We start from the raw sequence: 18,543 nt of genomic DNA, 5'->3' as shown, positions 1-18,543 counted from the left end.
ATTAAAAATGTTTACTAAAAATCGTTCCGATTATCTATCCCCTGTCAGTGAATAATTCACCGGTTCGCTTTCCATTAAAATGCCGGATTACCAAAATATTCTCACATTTTCATGGCTTTTTTTAATTCTTGCCGAACGAGATCGAGCACTCTCTCCAGTATTCGATAACGCGTAGCTATAGATTCCGGTCCCTCCCAATCCTTTACAGGACAGCACTCCATGTAATAAAATATGAAAAGTTGCCGATAATTCGAAGGTATATCCAACCGATTCAGAAGGTCAATGACCCAATCATGGAAATCCTGCAATTGTTGACTTAAAGACTTTTCTTGCGGATCATAACTCATGCAATCGACGGGCAAAGACTCGCAAAGCACAAATCCAATCTTTTTACGGGAAGACTTCAGCTGGTGAAAAGTCTGCCATTGAAGCACTTTATATTTTATGGCACCAAGAACATAAAAGTCAAGCGTCGTTCCATTCTTTTTCTTTTCGTGCATGAAATCAATCAACCGGGAATCATTTTTCTTTTCTAAAAGTTCACAAATGACTTTATATAAAATATCCTCGGCCTCATCTTCAATATGATATTGCTTACTTTTGTAGATAGCATATTCCAACCAATGGAAATACCTACTATCAATAAAATTTAATAATTCATTACCTTCCATGATATTCATTTAGATTGTCCCTTTTATCTAAAATATAAAACGGCTCAGCTTTTATCACGAAATAGGATATTAAACGACATTTTTATAATTAATTAACATAAAATACAACAAACAACCTTCTTCCCTTCCGAAAATTGCTACTTTCATTTTCAATTCATCAGAGATCATCCTGTAGCGCTTAATAACCACAATAACATATCTAACATTCACGAACACCTTAATTGCCATCAATCAAAAATATCTACACGTTAGAAAGTTTTAATTACTATACACACACAAGTACCCCGATTCATGTAAATCGATGGCGTAGATACAGGCATCTTACAGTATAATCGTGCCGTAGTCTCAAGGGTAGGTCAACGATAGGTTAACGAAAGGTCAACGAAAGGTTAACGATACGGTGTGAGAATTTTTTGCAGATTTCACATTATAATAGAAAGGACTTCTCCACGAGTCACCAAAGAGAGTATAAGGAAAGAGTAACCGGAGATCACTGAGACTAATTTACAGAAATTAAAAACAAAAACATGAAAACTTCAGCAATTGAAAACAAAAGAGAAAAATGGCATACTAACGGACTCACGTTCTATTACCAAGCAGGCAAATTATGCCAGTGCCGTAGCAAGCGCCCCCGTTTACGAAATGGCAAGAAAAAAGACGGGACCCCGTTACAACCAAGTCCGGAGCAAATAAAAGCCAGAAAGGTTTTTAAAAATATTATCGCACTCAAACATTATTATTTTAAGCAAATCAAAGATCTCCCGATCTGGGACCTGGCTCCCGGGGAAGCAGGACAAACACGGCTGTCTAAATTTCATAAGGTAAACTCGGAAGCTTGTGACGAACGGGGCGTGGCGAATTACGCGGCTTTCAAATTCAGTATCGGCCAGTTGTTTCGCCCCGTCAATGTCCGGGCAACACGGAAGGGATGGGAAATCACGATGATATGGGAAAACCGGGAAAACCGCAAACTATCACTGCCATCAGACTGGTTACGGGTAGGATATTTCTACGGCTCCTATCCATTTTCACCGAGGTTACTACCCGACGTGGTAGCCAAACGGGAAGATTGCCAAGCAACGTTCAGTATTCCTAATCCCGGTCTGGAAATTTCAGAACCTATCCATTTGTATTTGTTTTTTTCCAGACAGGATCGGATTGCTTTTTCGACAAGTTACCACGTTCAACTTTAAGAAATTCAACATCAAACATTCATAAACTTATAAATACCAACGTTTTATTCAAGATTTCAACCAATCGTAATTGTTAATTATTCACAAATCTGAAGAATGTATGGGAATTTTCCCACGCTCTTATATTTTACTAACACAGGGAGCGACTCTCGATGAGTGTTCGAGAAATCTCCCTTGATTAATAACCTTAAAACCAAAAATCATGAGTAAAGAACTAGAGCCGGCAGCAACCGGCAAAAGCGGGAGACGTGGAAACGAAATTTTCTGGACCCATCCCACGAAGTCCGGTATCATCGTTGCCAGAGCCGTCAGTGCCCGGACGATAAAACTCGATGCGGAACGTAAACCCCACGCCGTCGCATTCGGAAGTATCGGACATCTCAGCCGAAAAATGATTAAAGCTATCCGGCTGGGATTTCCGCCCAACATTATCCGTGAGAAAGGGGCTACCCTTTTTATCCGGATCAATTTAAAAAACGGAGTTGCCGAAGGCATTCAAAACGATCCGGATGCGCCAGTAAGTAAGAACAAAAAAGCATCCGAAGAATTCCACGCAGAGATTCATTTCGATCGTCTGCTCGTTGCAAACGGGGAACTGGAAGGGCCGGACGTGACGGTTGCCATCGATAAGGAATCTCGAATGCTCACGTTCACGCAAACGGAGAACTTCCTAGAAGGAACCAAAAACGAAGAGAATGATCGTATTTATGCCGTGATTTATGAAACTAAAATCGAAGCATGCATTATTCGTGAACTTCGCCAACGGAAAGAAAACGGGGTGACCAGTGTTTCTCTACCGGAGAGATACGATCTTGACCAGCTAGCAATCTACACGTTTGCCACGAGCCGGAGAGGAGATCAGGCATCTAATTCCCAATGTCTCCAAACACCGAAAAACAAGGGAGAATAAATCGCAAGAAGGAGTATCTCGAAAGGGATTCTCCTTCCCTTTGCAACTATTTCGGATTATAACAAATGATTCAGTGATTCTACATTACCTTATCTAAAATCACTGAATCATAAATCAAAAATTACAACGTCTTATCCCAATTTCTCAGCCTTAAACCCGGCCTCTTTTACCAGCTCGATTACCCGGTCATCTGACAAATCGGAAGTAATCGTCAACACCCGGTCGGGAGTGGAGAGATCGATATTCCATTGGTCACGAGCGACTACTTTATCCAGCGTTTCACCGATCTTGGCAACGCATCCGCCACATTTGGCGGTGGTTTTGAATTTACTTGTTTTCATATCCTTCTTGTTTTTAATTACGATTCCACCCGTGAAGAACATTCGGCACATAACCCCTTCAACACGTAGTTTATACTTTCTAACGTAAAATCGCCGGGCAAGGCCACCGTGGGCACGTGAATTTTTCTTAAACAAAAGGTCTTATGGCAATTCCGGCAATAGAAATGAGCGTGAAGATCATCGATAGAACAGGTACATTCATTACTGCATACCGAATATTTCAACGAACCGGAACCGTCATCAATCACGTGAATCAAGTGATGATCCAAAAACAGATTAATCGTCCGGAATATCGTCGATTTATCCACGGTATCCAATTCCGTCTCTAGGTCCAGTAGGCTAAACGCCCGGGTAAAGCGAGTCATCGCTTTCAGAATCAACAGCCGCATGGCCGTCGGCTTGATCTCCCGCTTTTCCAGTTTTTCCAAATATACCTTCTCGTCCATAACTCTCTATCTTGCTCGTTTCTGTATTCTTATCGCATTCAAAATTGCCAACAAGGCTACCCCGACATCGGCAAACACGGCCTCCCACATGGTGGCGAGTCCCCCGGCACCCAGTACCAACACGATCAATTTCACCCCGAAAGCCAGCGTGATGTTCTGCCAGATGATCCGGCGGGTCTCTTTCCCGATCCGGATCGCCATGGCCAACCGACCGGGCTGATCCGTCTGGAGAACCACATCCGCAATCTCAATCGCAGCGTCACTTCCCAAGCCCCCCATGGCAACTCCCACGTCGCTCAGGGCAAGCACCGGGGCATCATTAATCCCGTCACCCACGAAAGCAACACGCCTTCCCGGATCGCTCTTCAATGCCTCCACGTGCGCCACTTTGTCCTCGGGCAACAAATCCCCGTAGGCCTCGTCCACGCCCAAATACCCTGCTAATTTAGAAACAATTGTTTGTTTATCTCCCGATAATATCTGAATATTATCAATATTTAATTTTTTTAATGCTGCAACGGCTTCTTTAGCATCTTCTTTCACGGTGTCCGCCAGCAACAAGTGACCGACGTACTCGCCATTTACCGCACACACGACAAGCGTTTCGGGAACCCCGGTCAGCTCGGACGGGAACGAGATCCCGTACTTCTCCAACAAACGAGTATTTCCTACCAGTACCTCCTGCCCATCAACGAGTGTCTTCAATCCGTAGCCTGCCAGCTCGGAGACCTCCACGTCACGCCGGATGGAGATTTGCCGGGATTTAGCATACTGCTCGACCGCCTTGGCTATCGGGTGATTGCTCCGGCTCTCGACAGAGGCAATTGTTCGCACAACCTCCTCTTCGGTAAAACCCTCCCGGACGTGTACTTGCTGCACCTCGAACACTCCCTTCGTCAACGTCCCGGTCTTATCGAATACAACCGTGTTAATCTTCGTGATTGCATCCAAGTAGTTTCCCCCTTTAAAGAGAATTCCCTGCCGGGATGCCGCCCCGATTCCCCCGAAATACCCCAGCGGGATACTGACCACCAGCGCACACGGGCAGGATATTACCAGAAACACGAGCGCCCGGTACAACCAATCATTCAGCACGAAAGAGAAGTCCGGTTGTACCCACGACACGATCCAAGGAACCAGCACGATCAACACGGCCAACCCCGTGACCACGGGCGTGTAGATCCGGGCAAACTTCCGGATAAAAAGTTCCGCAGGAGCTTTACGCTCGGAGGCGTTCTGTACCATTTCCAGAATCCGGGCCAGAGCACTCTGATCATAGGGCTTCGTCACCTTCACCCGCACAACCCGGTCGGTCACGATCATTCCCGCCAGCACATCCTCTCCCGTGCGGATGTTCCGAGGCACGCTCTCCCCGGTCAAAGCCGCCGTGTTAAAAGCCGCCACGTCACCCAGCATGATCCCGTCCAAGGGTACCCGTTCCCCTACCTTGATCTCGATGATCTCCCCGACACGAACTTGTTCCGGTTTCTCGATCTTTTCTTGCCCGTCACGAATAACCGTCGCCTGCTCCGGACGTACATCAAGTAAAGCCCGGATATTCGACCGGGCCCGGCTCACCGCACTATCTTGGAATTTCTCACCGATGGAATAAAATAACATCACGGCCACGCCTTCCGGGTACTCCCCGATATAAAAGGCCCCGATGGCTGCCAGTGACATCAACATGAATTCGTTAAAGTACTCCTTTTCCCGCAAGCACTCCACGGCCTCTTTCAACACGGGAAACCCTACCGGAATAAAAGCGACCAAATACCATACAAATCGCACGATTTCCGTCTGAAACCAAGCGACATTCCCCCAAGATAAACCGATTCCGCAAACCAGCAACCCGAAAGAAATCAATTCTGCACTATATTTTTTCATCATTCTACTGTTTTAATTTTCCGTAAAATTACGATTCATTTCGTGCAACTAAATTGCAAAAAACAGAACGCACATGAACATGATCCCAAGATCATCCCATGCGCGTTCATTCGAGCTGACACTCCATAGTTGATTATTTTACCATCACTTCCCGATGTTTCATGATTTCACCCATATGTTCCAATGCCCAATCCACCAGCATCTGCACCCGCGGCATCAAGCTTTCACCCAGCTCCGTGAGCCGATATTCCACCCGCGGCGGTACCTCGGCATATACCTTCCGCGAAATTAGCCCGTCGGCCTCCAACGTCCGCAGGGTGACCGTCAGCATACGCTGGGAAATGTCGGCAATCGCTTTATGAACATCACAGAATCGCATGGTTCCGTTCGCATTCAACGTCACGAGGACGAGCATTGACCATTTGTCACCCAAGCGACTCAAAACATCACGAATGGGACAATTATCGTTCGTGTAAAAATTTTCCATTTTTTTCTTCCCTATATATGGTTTAGTATCAACAATAGTTATCTCCGTGTAACTATCTTATCTATAAGTTCGTTCTTGTTTATGCAAATCAAATAGCTTACATTTGCTAAACAAAAGTAATAAACCTACTTTAAAGAACTATTGTTTAACTAAAAAAATTTACCCATGGCAAAAAAAGTAGCCGTATTGGCAGTTAACCCGGTAAACGGGTTCGGTTTGTTCCAGTATCTGGAAACATTTTTCGAAAATGGCATTTCCTATAAAGTATTTGCAGTGGCAGAAACGAAAGAAATCAAGACGAATTCCGGCATTGCCCTCGTGGCAGATGACGTGATTGCTCACTTGAAAGGACACGAGGACGAGTTCGACGCTCTTGTGTTCGGCTGTGGTGACGCTGTACCTAAATTCGGGGAAAACGCCGGAAAGCCTTACAACCAAGATATGTTGACCGTGATCAAAGCTTTCGGGGAAAAGGGTAAAATCATGATCGGCCACTGCGCCGCCGCCATGATGTTCGACTCCGTGGGCATCGCCACCGGAAAGAAAGTCGCCGTTCACCCCCTCGCCAAACCGGCCATCCAACATGCAAAAGCCACCGACGAGAAATCCGAGATCGACGGCAATTTCTATACCGCTCAAACGGAAAACACGATCTGGACCATGATGCCGGAAGTGATTGCGGCGCTGAAGGAATAAAAAGTTTATAAGGTTTATAAAGTCCATAAAGTCTATAAGGTCTATGGACCCTGCAGGCGCTTTGTCTATGGCAGCTTAAGCTGCCATTAAACTTGTCCGAAGGACACCCGACACTTTATAAACTTTATAAACTTTATAAACCTTACGAACTTTACAACCTCTCCTCCAAATAGGCCTCAATTACCCGAAAGGGAGCATCCTTCAACAAAACCCGTTTCTCTCGATCCAACAAATAGAATGTCGGGATCGCCCGCAAATCATAGAGGCGTTCCTTCGTGATCACTTGACCGTCATCATAAGTACACATCCATTCTTTCGGTTGTTCCGGCAACATTCGCCGCCATACTTCCAGCTCGGGATCAGGGAAAACAGATAAGAATACCAGTTTCTTCCGGTTTCCCTGTACTTTGACATTCAACAAGTTCTTCACCACCCCGGATGCCTCCACCTCGGCCTTAATGGCCCGGCAGGCATTACAATCGGGATTATTGAAGAAGAGAATCGTGTAATCCGCGTTTATGCCCGACAACTTCCCTTTCTTCCCGGAAGGTAATGTATAGGTGAAATCGGTTGCCGGATTCCCCACCCGATTCTTTAGCGCCATCTCCAGCCGAAAAGCGGGACGCATTTTATCTATCTCTCCCACCCGTTCGGAATTCACAATATATTTCAGCACGGGAATATAAAATTCCTCGTTCAACATCGGGGAATTCGGGTTATAAAGATATTTATCATACAACACCGTAAAATAAGCAAACATCAGCGTATCAGCCGAAAATGCCTTATCCAACATCCCGGAAATCTCTTTCTCGGCATCGGTATACGAGACATAAGGCAACACCTGCAAGAAGTCCACGAAAGCCTGTTCCGTGATCTCTGGCATCCGGATCAAGGAAGTATCGGCAAAATTAAACTTATCCCAGTAATGAGTCACCAAGTATTTCGCCCGCTCCCGCTGGTCGGTGTAAACAGGTGGAATTTCCGGTGCCTGAAATGATTTGATTTCTGTATTTTTAGGTTCCTCTTTTCCCTGTTTTTTAGGGGAAGAAGAACAAGCGGAGATTACTAGCGATAAACACGCGACAGCAATCCAAACCCGAACGATCCTACTCTTACTCATAATTTAATCTTTCATTTTCCTACACAAAGATACATTTTTATCCGAAAAACGAGGAACAAAAAAAGAACCCGGGAGTCACCCCGGATTCCATCCTAAAATTTACACGTTCACACTATAACGCGTCTACTATTTTCTTTTGCTCATTAAAAAACATCATCCGTTGGATCTCGCCACTTTGCGAAATCAGCGTAGAATGTCTCTTCAACGAATGAATCCATTTCTTCTGGTAATCACATATTTTACTGTCTCGCGAATCCATCGAGTTGATCGAATAAACCCGCAAAAAACATATCTGGAATCCGGCCTTTTCCACGTAACTGTATGTCGCTTCAAAATTCACGTTAGAAAGATAAACCGACAAGCCGTTTCCATTGTGGAATGACCCTTTTTCAGACAATACTTCCAACTCGCGTAAAAGCTGGTGTAACTCCTTCTTCATGTCCTCCACGTCTGTTGTCGAAACCAGTCCCAATTCCGAGAAATACTTGATCTCTTTCACGAATGAACTGAAAAGATTCTCATCCAGAATAAAGCAAGTCTTCCTGACAAGCCTTACATCCTCAAGCAATTCTTTCTGAACTTTCAACAATTTTTCCGGAAGAACGATATCGGACAAGGATGCGGGAGTTCTCAAGCGTTCGTTCTGATATAACCATCTGCCAATCCGGAACTTTGACAAATGTTCGTAAGGGGCGTAAAATGTATAAGGAATCGTGTTCGACGCGGTCACTACCTCCGTCGTCGGATCCGTCTTCACATAACGAAAAAGCCTCTGGTAACGCACCAGAATCTCGTAATAGGTATCCATGGGATCCGCCAGATTAAGCACGTTCAGATCGAACATCGCCCCACTGGACATACTGTTACCGATAATCTTATCTAACGATATGCCCAATTGACCGGCGATGATCGCAACTTCACTGAACGTAAAAGCAACCTCCCCCCTTAATCTCCGGTAAATCGCCTCCTTACTCATGCACAATATATCCATGAGGACATTAGCAAGATTACCCTCTTTAGGGGTAACCTCGCGCATCGTGCTGATTAATTCATTTACCACGGCATTCTTCATAGGGGTATTATTCCTTAATCAAAAAAGTATTTACCTATAGAAAATTTAACTACTTTCTTAGCCGGAATCACCATGTTTTCCTTGCTATTCGGGTTGTAACCGTTACGTTCTTTACGTTCTCTGATAGCGAAAGATCCTAATTCTAACAAGGATATTTTTTCACCTTTTTTTAACGTCTCAGCCATGGTTCCGATTACAGCGTTTACAGCCTTAGCTGCTTCTACTTTACTGGTTCCGTTTTTCTCGGCCACTTTTTCAATTAATTCTCGTTTGTTCATTGTAAATGGTTTTTAATTAATAAATAGAGTTTATTGCCACATATCACGAAACCGCGTCCGGTGATTACTCACCCGACGCGGTTCGAATTATAATTGTATTTTTGTCCCATTGATTCGCACGTTTAAAATTCATACCATACAAGTGGCATCTCGCTCACTCAACAGTACAAATATGAAGTATATTCTTCACAATTCTGTGCTACATTCAGGGTATCAACGATATACTAATTTTCTAATATCGTACTATGTTTTACATTTTAATTTATTTTGTGCAATAAACAATTCTAATCCCCGATCATCATTTCACTAATCGAAACGGAGACAAAAATACACTTTCAAAAATTGAACCAGCCTAAACACACAATCCCTCGACGATTTCCCGCTGCATTTTAAAGAATTTGATACGTTGCATTTCCCCACTCTGGGATATCAAGGTAGAAAATTTCTTCAACGAATGAATCCATTCTTTCACACTGTTAAAAACTTGTTCGTCACGCGTCGCGAAAGAGTTGATCGCGAAAACCCGAACCAAACTGATATGGTAGGCAGGAGACGCTATATAACTATAGGTAGCCTCGAAGTTTATATTAGATATATATATACATACCTCCTGTCCCGTCCTGAACGTCCCTCTCGTGGCAATCTCTTCCAGCTCATCGAGCAACTGGAGTAATTCCTTTTTCAATTTCTGAACATATTCCTGAGAGATCAAATGCACACTGGCAAAATACTTGATATCATTGATCAGGTAAATGAATAATTTACTATCCCATATATACTCCGTGTGCTGAAACTCCTGAGATTCCCGCACGAACTCCCGCTGCTTTTCCAACAATTTGTCGACGATCTCTATATCCTCGAAATGTTTCTCTATATCAATCTTTTCAAATTGATATATCCATTTAAACATCCGGAATTTAGACAAGAGTTCATATTTTAAATAAAAAGTCTGAGGAATCATATTCGAGGAAGTACAAAGCTCCGAGGCGGGGTCATGGTTCAAGTCCCGGAAAATTTTCACGTAATTATCCACGATAGAGTAATAGGTCTCCAACGGATCGGTCTGACGTATAATATTCAGATCAAATATAGCATTCGAATCCACGTTCGTCCCGGCCAGCTTATCCAGCGACACTCCCATTTTCTGGGAGATCGCGGCAGCCTCTGCCAACGTGAAGGGTACTTCCCCTCGTAATCTACGATACACGGCCTCTTTACCTAAATATAACATATCTATTAGCGTATTCGCCAAATTAGTACCATTCGGTAATTTTTCATTCATAGCTTTGATTAACTCGCTATTGTAATTATAAGTTGTCATGATTTGAGTTTTGATTAATACAACTATTTGATTTATTATACGAGTCTGTATTTATTTCTGTTGCGAAATACGAAATAAATATCTTACAAATTTAATAAAAATCTCGGAAAACAAGTCAAAATAAAAATGTAATTCCTTCATTAGAAAAGATTTACTTCTAAAATACACCTTTATGGTCACCAATCCAAACGTTTCATCAGATACTTTTGTAATAACAAAAAACAAAGTAAGCAGGGATATGATGAGGAAAGTAATAATCGTAGCAGGTCTGATTCTATTTATGGTGATAGGCAGATCTCACGGACAAGAAAAAAAGTTTTACGACGCTCCTCTAGTCGGAGTGAAAACAAATGCCCTTTACTGGTTGACGACGACCATTAACGTCGGGGCAGAAATCGGGCTGGGGCGAAAAACGACGGTGGATTTACTAGGGACTTACAATCCTTGGAGTTTTGGAGATAATAAAAAAGTAAAGCATTGGCTGATACAACCGGAGTTTCGCTACTGGACCTGCGAACGCTTCAACGGCCATTTTTGGGGACTACACGCTTTTTACGGCGAGTTCAACATGGGCGGAATCAAGATGCTGGGACTGAGAAAATACCGTTACGAAGGGACTCTCTACGGGGCCGGAATCGCGTACGGCCACCAATGGATTCTCGGGAAACGATGGAACTTAGAAGCCACGATCGGGGTAGGCTATGCACGTATCGAATACGACAAGTATAAATACCAAACCTGTGGACCATATATTAAAAAGGGTACGAAAGATTATATCGGCCCCACGAAAGTAGGGATCAATTTTATATATATTATAAAATAAGTAAGGTGATGAAAAGAGCGTTTATATATACTATATTCTTGTTGACTGTCGGGTTGTTCTTCACGGAACTCAAGGCTCAGGAAGTATATTTGGGAGAGGTGAAAATTATACAAAACCGTTTCGAGCAACGGGGAGACAGCGTTTATATCGAGATGAACGTGAACTTAAACGGTTTACCCGTGCATAAAAACCAATCTTTCATCCTGACCCCGGTGGTTGAAACGGAAAAAGCGTCCGAGGAACTCCCGTCAATCGTGATTAACGGGAAAAGACGGGAAAAAGCCTATCAACGGTCATTGGCTTTCAATCACGGGCAACCCCCTTTCCCGATTTACATGACGGTTATCGTTAATCAATGGAGCCGGGAGAGAATTGCCTATAACGTGGTTGTTCCTTACGAGACGTGGATGAAGGACGCTAAACTGAATTTACGGGAGAACTTCTGTGAATGTGGTGGGGAAAAACGTCTGATTTCCATCAAGATGCTGGCGCAAACTATCAAGCTGGAAAACCAAGAGGAAACAACCGTGAAGATAGTTTCTATCGAAAAGGAAGAAGACGAGAAAAACATATATTATAAGGAAGGTTCAGCATACTTGGATTTTCCACTAAACCAAACTTACATTCTCCCCGATTTCAGAAGAAACCAGAAGGAGTTGGACAAAATCAGGGTAACGCTAGATTCTATCACGAGCAATCCCGACTACGAGATCACGGGAATTTACCTTACCGGCTACGCGTCACCAGAGGGATCATATGCGCAGAACGAGGTGTTATCCAGAGATCGCACGAGAGCGCTGAGGAATTACTTGCTCCGCAGGTATTCATTCCCCGAAAACCTTTACCACGTGGATTGGCGAGGGGAAGACTGGATCGGATTAAAAAGATTGATTCTCCTGTACGGGATGCCAAATGAAGAGCAAGTACTCTCGATTATGGAAAACTACAGCGTGTTCGAGGGAAGAGAGAAACGCCTCATGGATTTGAACAACGGAAAACCATATAGGTACATGATGAAACATTTCTTCCCGGAATTGAGACGAGTGGATTACAAGATCACGTACAAGGTGATTAAATAAAGAAATTAAAACTATGACTAAACCAGACTAAAAATAATTCCTGAATGCCCTCCGGTATAACAAACGCCGATCCCCACATACACCTCTTACCGGGGGCATTCTTCTAAAAAATGAAAAGGCTATCCTTGAATGTCCCCGGTTGTAACAAACGCCGATCCTCACATACACCTTCTTAACCGGGGCATTCTTAAAAAAAATGAAAGGGCTATCCTTGAATGCCCCCCGGTTGTAACAAACGCCGATCCTCACATACACCTTCTAACCGGGGGCATTCTTCTAAAAAATGAAAGGGCTATCCTTGAATACCCTTCGGTTGTAACAAACGCCGATCCTCACATACACCTTCTTAACCAAGGGTATTCATTTACAAGGGTTGATCAGTGATCAACCCTTTTTTCATTCATACCCAACTCTAAACTTTTAGCTTTTAGTTTTTAGCTTTTAACTTTTAACTTTTAACCTCCCCTATCACCAGCACGCAAGGACAATGATCCGAGTGATACACCTCCGGCAAAATATAAGCATCTTTCAGCCGGGATTTAAGACTTTCGCTCGCCATGCAGTAATCAATACGCCATCCCTTATTATTTGCCCGGGCGTTAAACCGGTAACTCCACCATGAATATTTCCCTGCCTCTTCGGGATGGAAGTAACGGAACGTATCGATAAAACCGGTATCAATAAATCCCCCGATCCATTCCCGTTCTTCCGGTAAGAACCCGCTATTCGTGGCATTCCGCACCGGATCGTGAATATCTATCGGCCGGTGACATATATTGTAGTCCCCGCACAAGATCAGATTCGGCCGTACCTTTTTCAACTCCCCGATATAATGCTGAAAATCCTCTAACCATTTCATCTTAAATGCCTGCCGTTCATCACCGGTAGTCCCGGACGGATGGTACACGCTCACGACAGAAAGATCACCGTAATCGGCACGGATAAAACGCCCCTCGTCATCATAAGCCGGAATACCCATCCCGTACTCCACGTGGTCGGGCCCCACCCGGGTCAGGATGGCAACCCCACTATACCCCTTTTTCTTGGCTGAAAAAAAGTACGACTTGTAACCTAACGCCTCGAATTCCAGTGTAGGTATCTGATCCGGCTGGGCCTTCGTTTCCTGTAAACACACGACATCCGGCTGTTCTTCCTCCAGCCATTGTGTAAAACCTTTTGACAAAGCGGCCCGTAACCCGTTCACGTTATAAGTTATAATTTTCATACCGATTCATTTTACAATTTGCCTCAAACTTACAAAAAAGAAGTGAACCCCAAAAGCCGGGTATTACTTTTAGGGTTCACTTCACACGTGGAAATCTATTCCAGATATTTACGAGACAAGGGATGCAATTGCCCGTCCAGCTCATACAATTGGGGAATACCCGTCGGTATCTCCAACTTGACGATCTCCTCGTCGCTAATATCATCCAGATATTTGATCAACGCCCGCAGGCTATTCCCGTGGGCCGTTACCAGAACCGTCTTCCCAGAAAGCAACGAAGGTGCGATATAATCCTGCCAGAACGGGAGGACCCGCGTGATCGTCAATGCCAATGATTCCCCCAAAGGAAGAACGGCCGGATCAACATCCCTGTACTTATCCTCGAAAACGGCACAACGAGAATCATCCGGATCCAACAATGGCGGTGTCACATCAAAACTCCTTCGCCATATATGCACCTGCTCCTCCCCGTATTTCTTTGCCGTATCCGCTTTATTTAATCCCTGTAATGCCCCGTAATGTCGCTCGTTCAAACGCCAGTGATGAACTTCGGGTACCCACACCCGATCGACAACTTCTGCCAAAATATGCTGCGTGCGAATCGCACGTTTCAACACGGAAGAATAAGCTACATCAAAGAAAAGATCATGTTTCTTAATCAGTTCTCCCGCCCGGCGTGCTTCCTCTTCGCCCCGTTCACTCAAGTCGACATCCGTCCACCCGGTAAACCTGTTTTCCTTGTTCCAGACACTTTCTCCATGCCGTACCAATATTAACTTGTACATAACGCTTTATTATTTAATTGTTAATAGAATATACGAAAACGGGAAGAAAAAGTTGGAAAAGCGTGGGCTTGTGAGTGGAAATCTAAAATCAGTAAGGACTTTATGAACTTAGTAGTAATTTCTCAAAACCGGCTTGATACAAATACCCACTCGCACCATTGACACGTAACGATCGTATTCCAGAAGATTCTCCGCATACCCGTTATAGTATTGTAAAAAGAAATACTCGTTAGCTTTCGGTGAAGGCTTGAAATTGATCTCCAACGTCGTGTTCATATTAATAAACTTCCGGCGGGGATTAATCACGGCCGAACACCATAGGCGCTCGTCGGCACTCTGGTAGTTAAACGCCATGAATCCATAGCCTTTATACTTCAACAAATCGGGATTTCCTTCTTTATCGACCCATCCAGCCCATAATTTCATCTGGGCAGAAAAACGGTAATCAATAAACCACGAACCCGAAAGAGAAATGTAATTCCAACTGCGAGAGGCCAACGAATCCCGGCCGTTCGACTCGTGTTCAAAAGAAAGAACCGCTATTCCCATCAGTTGATTACGATAGATCAACGCTTTGCTCAAACTAAGCCCCGGATTAAAATTATTATCCAGAAATGGACTGGACTTCCCGTAAATATCCCAAAACGAACGCTGCGTGTAAGTTAAATACAAGAAGGTCTTGAAAGGCAAAATACTTTTCGTCAGACGTTGCCGGATACTGATCTGAAACTTGGCATCCGCACTGTGCTTGTCAATCTTCCGGTTCGTAGGCACCCCCGTAACGAAATAATTATCCCGGAAAATGCCAAAACTCGGCGTGTTATCAAACAACTCCAATGCAGTCCTCTCATCAACCACCACGGAACCGCCTTTTTTCTGTTTGCTGATCTCCTCCCGTTCCTGCAATATCCTCTTCTCCTCGTCTGTCTGGGCTTGCAACACCAAAGGCGTAAACACGCAAAAGCATAAAAGTATATAAATACCTCGGACCTTCTTTTTCATATATCTACGAATTTCTTTTACTGAACAACGAAACAATCGCCAGCAACACAATCGCCCCCACGGTCGCCGTGATCAAACTCCCGATAACACCCGTTGTCCATATTCCCATGATGCCGAAAAGCCAGCCTCCCAACACGCCACCAATGATTCCCACAATCAGGTTCACCAACAAACCCATTCCACCTCCCCGGACAATTTTTCCTGCCAGATACCCGGCAAGAATACCAATCAAAATATACCATATAAACATCATAACTTATAAAATTTAGGTTAATCTATCTATTTAAACTTGATAAAGCCCCAAAAAGTTATGATATTATGCATAAAAAAGTTCATAAAGTAGAACCTTATGAACTTTATAGACTTTACAAACTTTATATACTTATTCCGGCAAGGTCAGGAACAACCCCATCACCCAGTAAACAAGACCGGACATCACGATGGTTGCCGGAATCGTAAGAATCCAAGCAGCCACGATATTCGTGGCCGTAGCCCACCGAACAGAAGCAACCCCTTTCGTGATTCCAACCCCGATAATAGAGCCGGTAATCGTGTGAGTCGTACTCACGGGTATTCCCAGCACGGCCGTTCCCATCAATGTCAAGGCTCCGGACGTCTCGGCGCAGAATCCCTGCACCGGTTTCAACCGGGCCAACCCGTCACCCAAAGTCTTGATCACCTTCTTTCCCCCGATAATCGTACCTAAAGCGATCACCGAATAACAAGTAACAATCAACCAAGCGGGAACATGAAACTCTCCTGTATTCTCGTACAAGTAATCACTCACGAAAGTATTACTTCCTGCAACACTATATAACAGGATGGCAATGATACCCATCGTTTTCTGCGCGTCGTTAGCACCATGGCCCAAACTGAATATAGCGGAAGAAAACAACTGCAATCCCTTAAACAGCCCTTCCACTTTCATCGGGTGTTTTTTATGAAACACGAGCATCGTGAGACACATCATGAAGAATCCCAGTATCATACCGATCAAAGGGGACAGCACGATAAAGATGGCAATCTTGAATATCCCGGAAGCAACCAGAGCGTCGCCCCCGAACGTGAACCATACCGGACCGATCAATCCCCCGATCAAAGCGTGGGACACACTGATCGGCATACCGAAATGAGTACACAACCAAACCCAGATCACCGAACCGATCAAAGCTGCCAAAATAAGATATTCATTGATTTTCGAGGGATCCACGATTCCTTCGCCCATCGTGTGAGCCACGCTCACCCCAAAAATAAAGATAGCGGCAAAGTTCCAGAATGCTGCCCAGCAAACAGCCATCGTGGGAGAAAATACACGTGTCGCCACGATCGTAGCGATCGAATTGGCCGCATCATTCATTCCGTTCAAAAAGTCGAAAAGAAGAGCGATCACAATAGCTAAAAGAACGATTGTCAACATAGCGATCAGGCAAATTTAATAATAATACCTCGCACAATATCCCCCACGTCCTTTGCCCGGTCGGTAGCATCTTCCAACACCTGACCGATATTCTTCAGTTTCACGAGTTCGATAGCGTCCTTCTCGTTCGCGAAAACATCACTCATAAATTGTTCATACAAATCATCCACGTCATGCTCGATCTGTTTGATTCGAACACATTTCTCGTTAATCTCCTGCGGTTTTTTCTGGATATACTCCAATCCATTCATAATATCCTTCAAGATACGAGCATCTTCCACTATACATTGTCCCATTGCAATCAACAACTGGTTCACACTCTTCGGACGGTACATCAACATTCGTTTCGCTGCATCGTGAATAAAATCGAGGAACGTATCCATACGTCCACTCAACAGATTGATGTCCTCGCGATCGAAAGGGGTAACAAACGTCTTGTTCAATTCCTCGTACAACTTAGCGGTGATCATATCTCCACTATGCTCGTACTCCTTGATGTCCTTGTACAGCGCTTTCTGTTTTTCAGGGTCTTGCTCTTGTAATAACTCCACCAAAAGTTTGGCTGCAGCCTCTATATTAGCGGCTTGCTCGATATACAAAGGGTAAAACTTTTTTTCCTTTACCACAAATAATTGAAGAAATCGGTCTATTTTCATATTTTTTATTGATTAGCACACAAATGTAGTATCCCTACGCGGATATGTACGTTAAAAAAAACAAAATATACAATCTTTTTTTCCACATATTTAAACCCGGGCAATAGAAAGGAAACACGTGAAAAGTACCAGTGTAGTCCCTAACCAAAGACGTTCCGCCAATATAGGAGAAATTCCCCAGAAATGATACTCTAAGGCATCGTGACGGCACCCCGCAAGGCAATCCCCACACAAGGTACAGTTGATTGCCGGACGCCCTTTCAGCACGTCTGCTTTCGACAGAGCCCCATACCGACACACCCGCGTACAAGCCATGCAATGCCGGCAACGATCGTTCAGATGCAATCGCCATGGAGACACGTATTTCAAGTACATGACCAACGTCCCCGCCGGACAATAGGAAGAGCAATGCATGGCAACATGACGCCTTTTAGACACGAACCAAATAATCATGATCCCCACGCACCCGGCAAAAACAGCAATCCCCGTGGAATAAATCACCGGAACCCCGAAACCTCTCAACGCGGAAGCGACACCTATAAATACAAACAATACAGTCCAACGCATTCGGGACCTCATTTTAGAAGAAGGAACTTCCCGTTTTCCATTTTTTCCCGCTGCCAGACTATCCCACGCCCCGAAATAACAGAGTTGGCTACACCACGCTCCCCCGGACAATAGAATCGTCACTAGAAATAGGAACGGCATGAATGACACCTCTCCCCGGTAAAATACCCCTGCCGGGATCAGTCCGGGTATGGGAAAATGGAGTTTTCCCGACATCAGAAACACACTATCCACGAAAATTCCCAAAAATAACTGACTAAAGAACACGATCGAGAAGAGCAGCCAGATACGTCTCCGCCACACGCCTCGTCGTTTCCGGTCGAACATCTGCAAATATAGCCATCCACCGAAAAGAGCTGCCAGCACAATTTGAACCCATCCTCCGCCCGGCAACAATCTCTCCCCCAACAGCAACGGTGGTTTCACGACAACCTGTACCACGGAAAGCAACATTCCCGCAACAATCGTCGTGAGTATCGCCCCCAACACGGCCCCTTTTTGAATGTTGATTTTTTTTCTCATATCCACACAAAGATAATTGATATTTATTCATCCAAATCAAAAATCATT

Annotated in this window: 21 protein-coding genes; 5 read left to right on the top strand and 16 right to left on the bottom strand. The window is 44.3% G+C overall.

Features of this window, described 5'->3' with window-relative positions:
• Window positions 1-101: 101 nt before the first annotated feature.
• Window positions 102-680: a hypothetical protein gene (locus R8806_RS00380; protein WP_124317328.1), complete on the bottom strand. Its 579-nt coding sequence runs from the start codon at window positions 678-680 to the stop codon at window positions 102-104.
• Between the two features lie 518 nt (window positions 681-1,198).
• On the opposite strand from R8806_RS00380, the gene R8806_RS00375 reads away from it, so the two are divergent.
• Window positions 1,199-1,864: a hypothetical protein gene (locus R8806_RS00375; RefSeq protein WP_124317327.1), complete on the top strand. Its 666-nt coding sequence runs from the start codon at window positions 1,199-1,201 to the stop codon at window positions 1,862-1,864.
• Window positions 1,865-2,066: 202 nt separating this feature from the next.
• Entirely contained in the window at window positions 2,067-2,774 is a 708-nt protein-coding gene (locus tag R8806_RS00370; RefSeq protein ID WP_124317326.1) for a hypothetical protein, read from the top strand.
• Window positions 2,775-2,905: 131 nt separating this feature from the next.
• Here the strand turns inward: R8806_RS00370 and R8806_RS00365 are convergent, their stop codons facing one another.
• The 4 genes from R8806_RS00365 to R8806_RS00350 all read right to left on the bottom strand — a co-directional run bounded on the left by R8806_RS00365 (window position 2,906) and on the right by R8806_RS00350 (window position 5,932).
• A complete protein-coding gene (locus R8806_RS00365) occupies window positions 2,906-3,115 on the bottom strand; it encodes a heavy-metal-associated domain-containing protein (RefSeq protein WP_087421837.1) in 210 nt (69 codons plus the stop codon).
• Between the two features lie 17 nt (window positions 3,116-3,132).
• Entirely contained in the window at window positions 3,133-3,561 is a 429-nt protein-coding gene (locus tag R8806_RS00360; protein WP_027200034.1) for a Fur family transcriptional regulator, read from the bottom strand.
• A 6-nt stretch (window positions 3,562-3,567) separates the two neighbouring features.
• The gene (locus R8806_RS00355) at window positions 3,568-5,445 is read right to left on the bottom strand and encodes a heavy metal translocating P-type ATPase (protein ID WP_124317330.1); all 1,878 of its coding nucleotides are present in this window, start codon (window positions 5,443-5,445) and stop codon (window positions 3,568-3,570) included.
• Window positions 5,446-5,578: 133 nt separating this feature from the next.
• A complete protein-coding gene (locus R8806_RS00350; protein WP_124317325.1) occupies window positions 5,579-5,932 on the bottom strand; it encodes a winged helix-turn-helix transcriptional regulator in 354 nt (117 codons plus the stop codon).
• 165 nt (window positions 5,933-6,097) lie between these two features.
• Between R8806_RS00350 and R8806_RS00345 the strand changes: the two genes are divergently transcribed.
• A complete protein-coding gene (locus tag R8806_RS00345) occupies window positions 6,098-6,628 on the top strand; it encodes a DJ-1/PfpI family protein (RefSeq protein ID WP_124317324.1) in 531 nt (176 codons plus the stop codon).
• Between the two features lie 151 nt (window positions 6,629-6,779).
• On the opposite strand, the gene R8806_RS00340 is transcribed toward R8806_RS00345, so the two are convergent.
• The 4 genes from R8806_RS00340 to R8806_RS00325 form a co-directional block, all read right to left on the bottom strand.
• Window positions 6,780-7,748, bottom strand: coding sequence for a DUF5106 domain-containing protein (locus tag R8806_RS00340; RefSeq protein WP_221230345.1), 969 nt, complete (start codon window positions 7,746-7,748; stop codon window positions 6,780-6,782).
• A gap of 112 nt (window positions 7,749-7,860) precedes the next feature.
• Entirely contained in the window at window positions 7,861-8,820 is a 960-nt protein-coding gene (locus R8806_RS00335; RefSeq protein WP_164719709.1) for a helix-turn-helix domain-containing protein, read from the bottom strand.
• A 14-nt stretch (window positions 8,821-8,834) separates the two neighbouring features.
• Entirely contained in the window at window positions 8,835-9,098 is a 264-nt protein-coding gene (locus tag R8806_RS00330) for an HU family DNA-binding protein (protein WP_087421833.1), read from the bottom strand.
• Between the two features lie 352 nt (window positions 9,099-9,450).
• Window positions 9,451-10,419: a helix-turn-helix domain-containing protein gene (locus R8806_RS00325; protein WP_151412114.1), complete on the bottom strand. Its 969-nt coding sequence runs from the start codon at window positions 10,417-10,419 to the stop codon at window positions 9,451-9,453.
• Between the two features lie 238 nt (window positions 10,420-10,657).
• Between R8806_RS00325 and R8806_RS00320 the strand changes: the two genes are divergently transcribed.
• Window positions 10,658-11,242, top strand: a complete 585-nt coding sequence (locus tag R8806_RS00320) for a DUF3575 domain-containing protein (protein WP_124318055.1) — start codon at window positions 10,658-10,660, stop codon at window positions 11,240-11,242.
• Between the two features lie 8 nt (window positions 11,243-11,250).
• A complete protein-coding gene (locus R8806_RS00315) occupies window positions 11,251-12,321 on the top strand; it encodes a DUF3868 domain-containing protein (RefSeq protein WP_124318054.1) in 1,071 nt (356 codons plus the stop codon).
• A gap of 448 nt (window positions 12,322-12,769) precedes the next feature.
• On the opposite strand, the gene R8806_RS00310 is transcribed toward R8806_RS00315, so the two are convergent.
• The 7 genes from R8806_RS00310 to R8806_RS00280 all read right to left on the bottom strand — a co-directional run bounded on the left by R8806_RS00310 (window position 12,770) and on the right by R8806_RS00280 (window position 18,495).
• Entirely contained in the window at window positions 12,770-13,546 is a 777-nt protein-coding gene (locus R8806_RS00310) for an exodeoxyribonuclease III (protein WP_124318053.1), read from the bottom strand.
• A gap of 95 nt (window positions 13,547-13,641) precedes the next feature.
• Complete coding sequence (gene gpmA / locus R8806_RS00305; protein WP_124318057.1) at window positions 13,642-14,331, bottom strand: 2,3-diphosphoglycerate-dependent phosphoglycerate mutase; 690 nt, start codon at window positions 14,329-14,331, stop codon at window positions 13,642-13,644.
• Between the two features lie 108 nt (window positions 14,332-14,439).
• Window positions 14,440-15,333 carry a phospholipase A gene (locus tag R8806_RS00300; protein ID WP_124317501.1) on the bottom strand — a complete coding sequence of 298 codons (894 nt, stop codon included), beginning with the start codon at window positions 15,331-15,333 and terminating at the stop codon, window positions 14,440-14,442.
• 4 nt (window positions 15,334-15,337) lie between these two features.
• Window positions 15,338-15,586, bottom strand: coding sequence for a GlsB/YeaQ/YmgE family stress response membrane protein (locus R8806_RS00295; RefSeq protein ID WP_027199968.1), 249 nt, complete (start codon window positions 15,584-15,586; stop codon window positions 15,338-15,340).
• A 129-nt stretch (window positions 15,587-15,715) separates the two neighbouring features.
• Window positions 15,716-16,750, bottom strand: coding sequence for an inorganic phosphate transporter (locus R8806_RS00290; RefSeq protein WP_118259692.1), 1,035 nt, complete (start codon window positions 16,748-16,750; stop codon window positions 15,716-15,718).
• 5 nt (window positions 16,751-16,755) lie between these two features.
• On the bottom strand, window positions 16,756-17,406 hold the full coding sequence (locus R8806_RS00285; protein ID WP_124317500.1) for a DUF47 domain-containing protein: 651 nt from the start codon (window positions 17,404-17,406) through the stop codon (window positions 16,756-16,758).
• A gap of 90 nt (window positions 17,407-17,496) precedes the next feature.
• Complete coding sequence (locus R8806_RS00280) at window positions 17,497-18,495, bottom strand: 4Fe-4S binding protein (protein ID WP_124317499.1); 999 nt, start codon at window positions 18,493-18,495, stop codon at window positions 17,497-17,499.
• Window positions 18,496-18,543 lie beyond the last annotated feature (48 nt).

The organism is Butyricimonas faecihominis (assembly GCF_033096445.1).
Classification (GTDB): domain Bacteria; phylum Bacteroidota; class Bacteroidia; order Bacteroidales; family Marinifilaceae; genus Butyricimonas; species Butyricimonas faecihominis.
The sequence above is the reverse complement of the archived record's forward strand: the minus strand, read 5'-3'. Positions and strand labels throughout refer to the sequence as shown.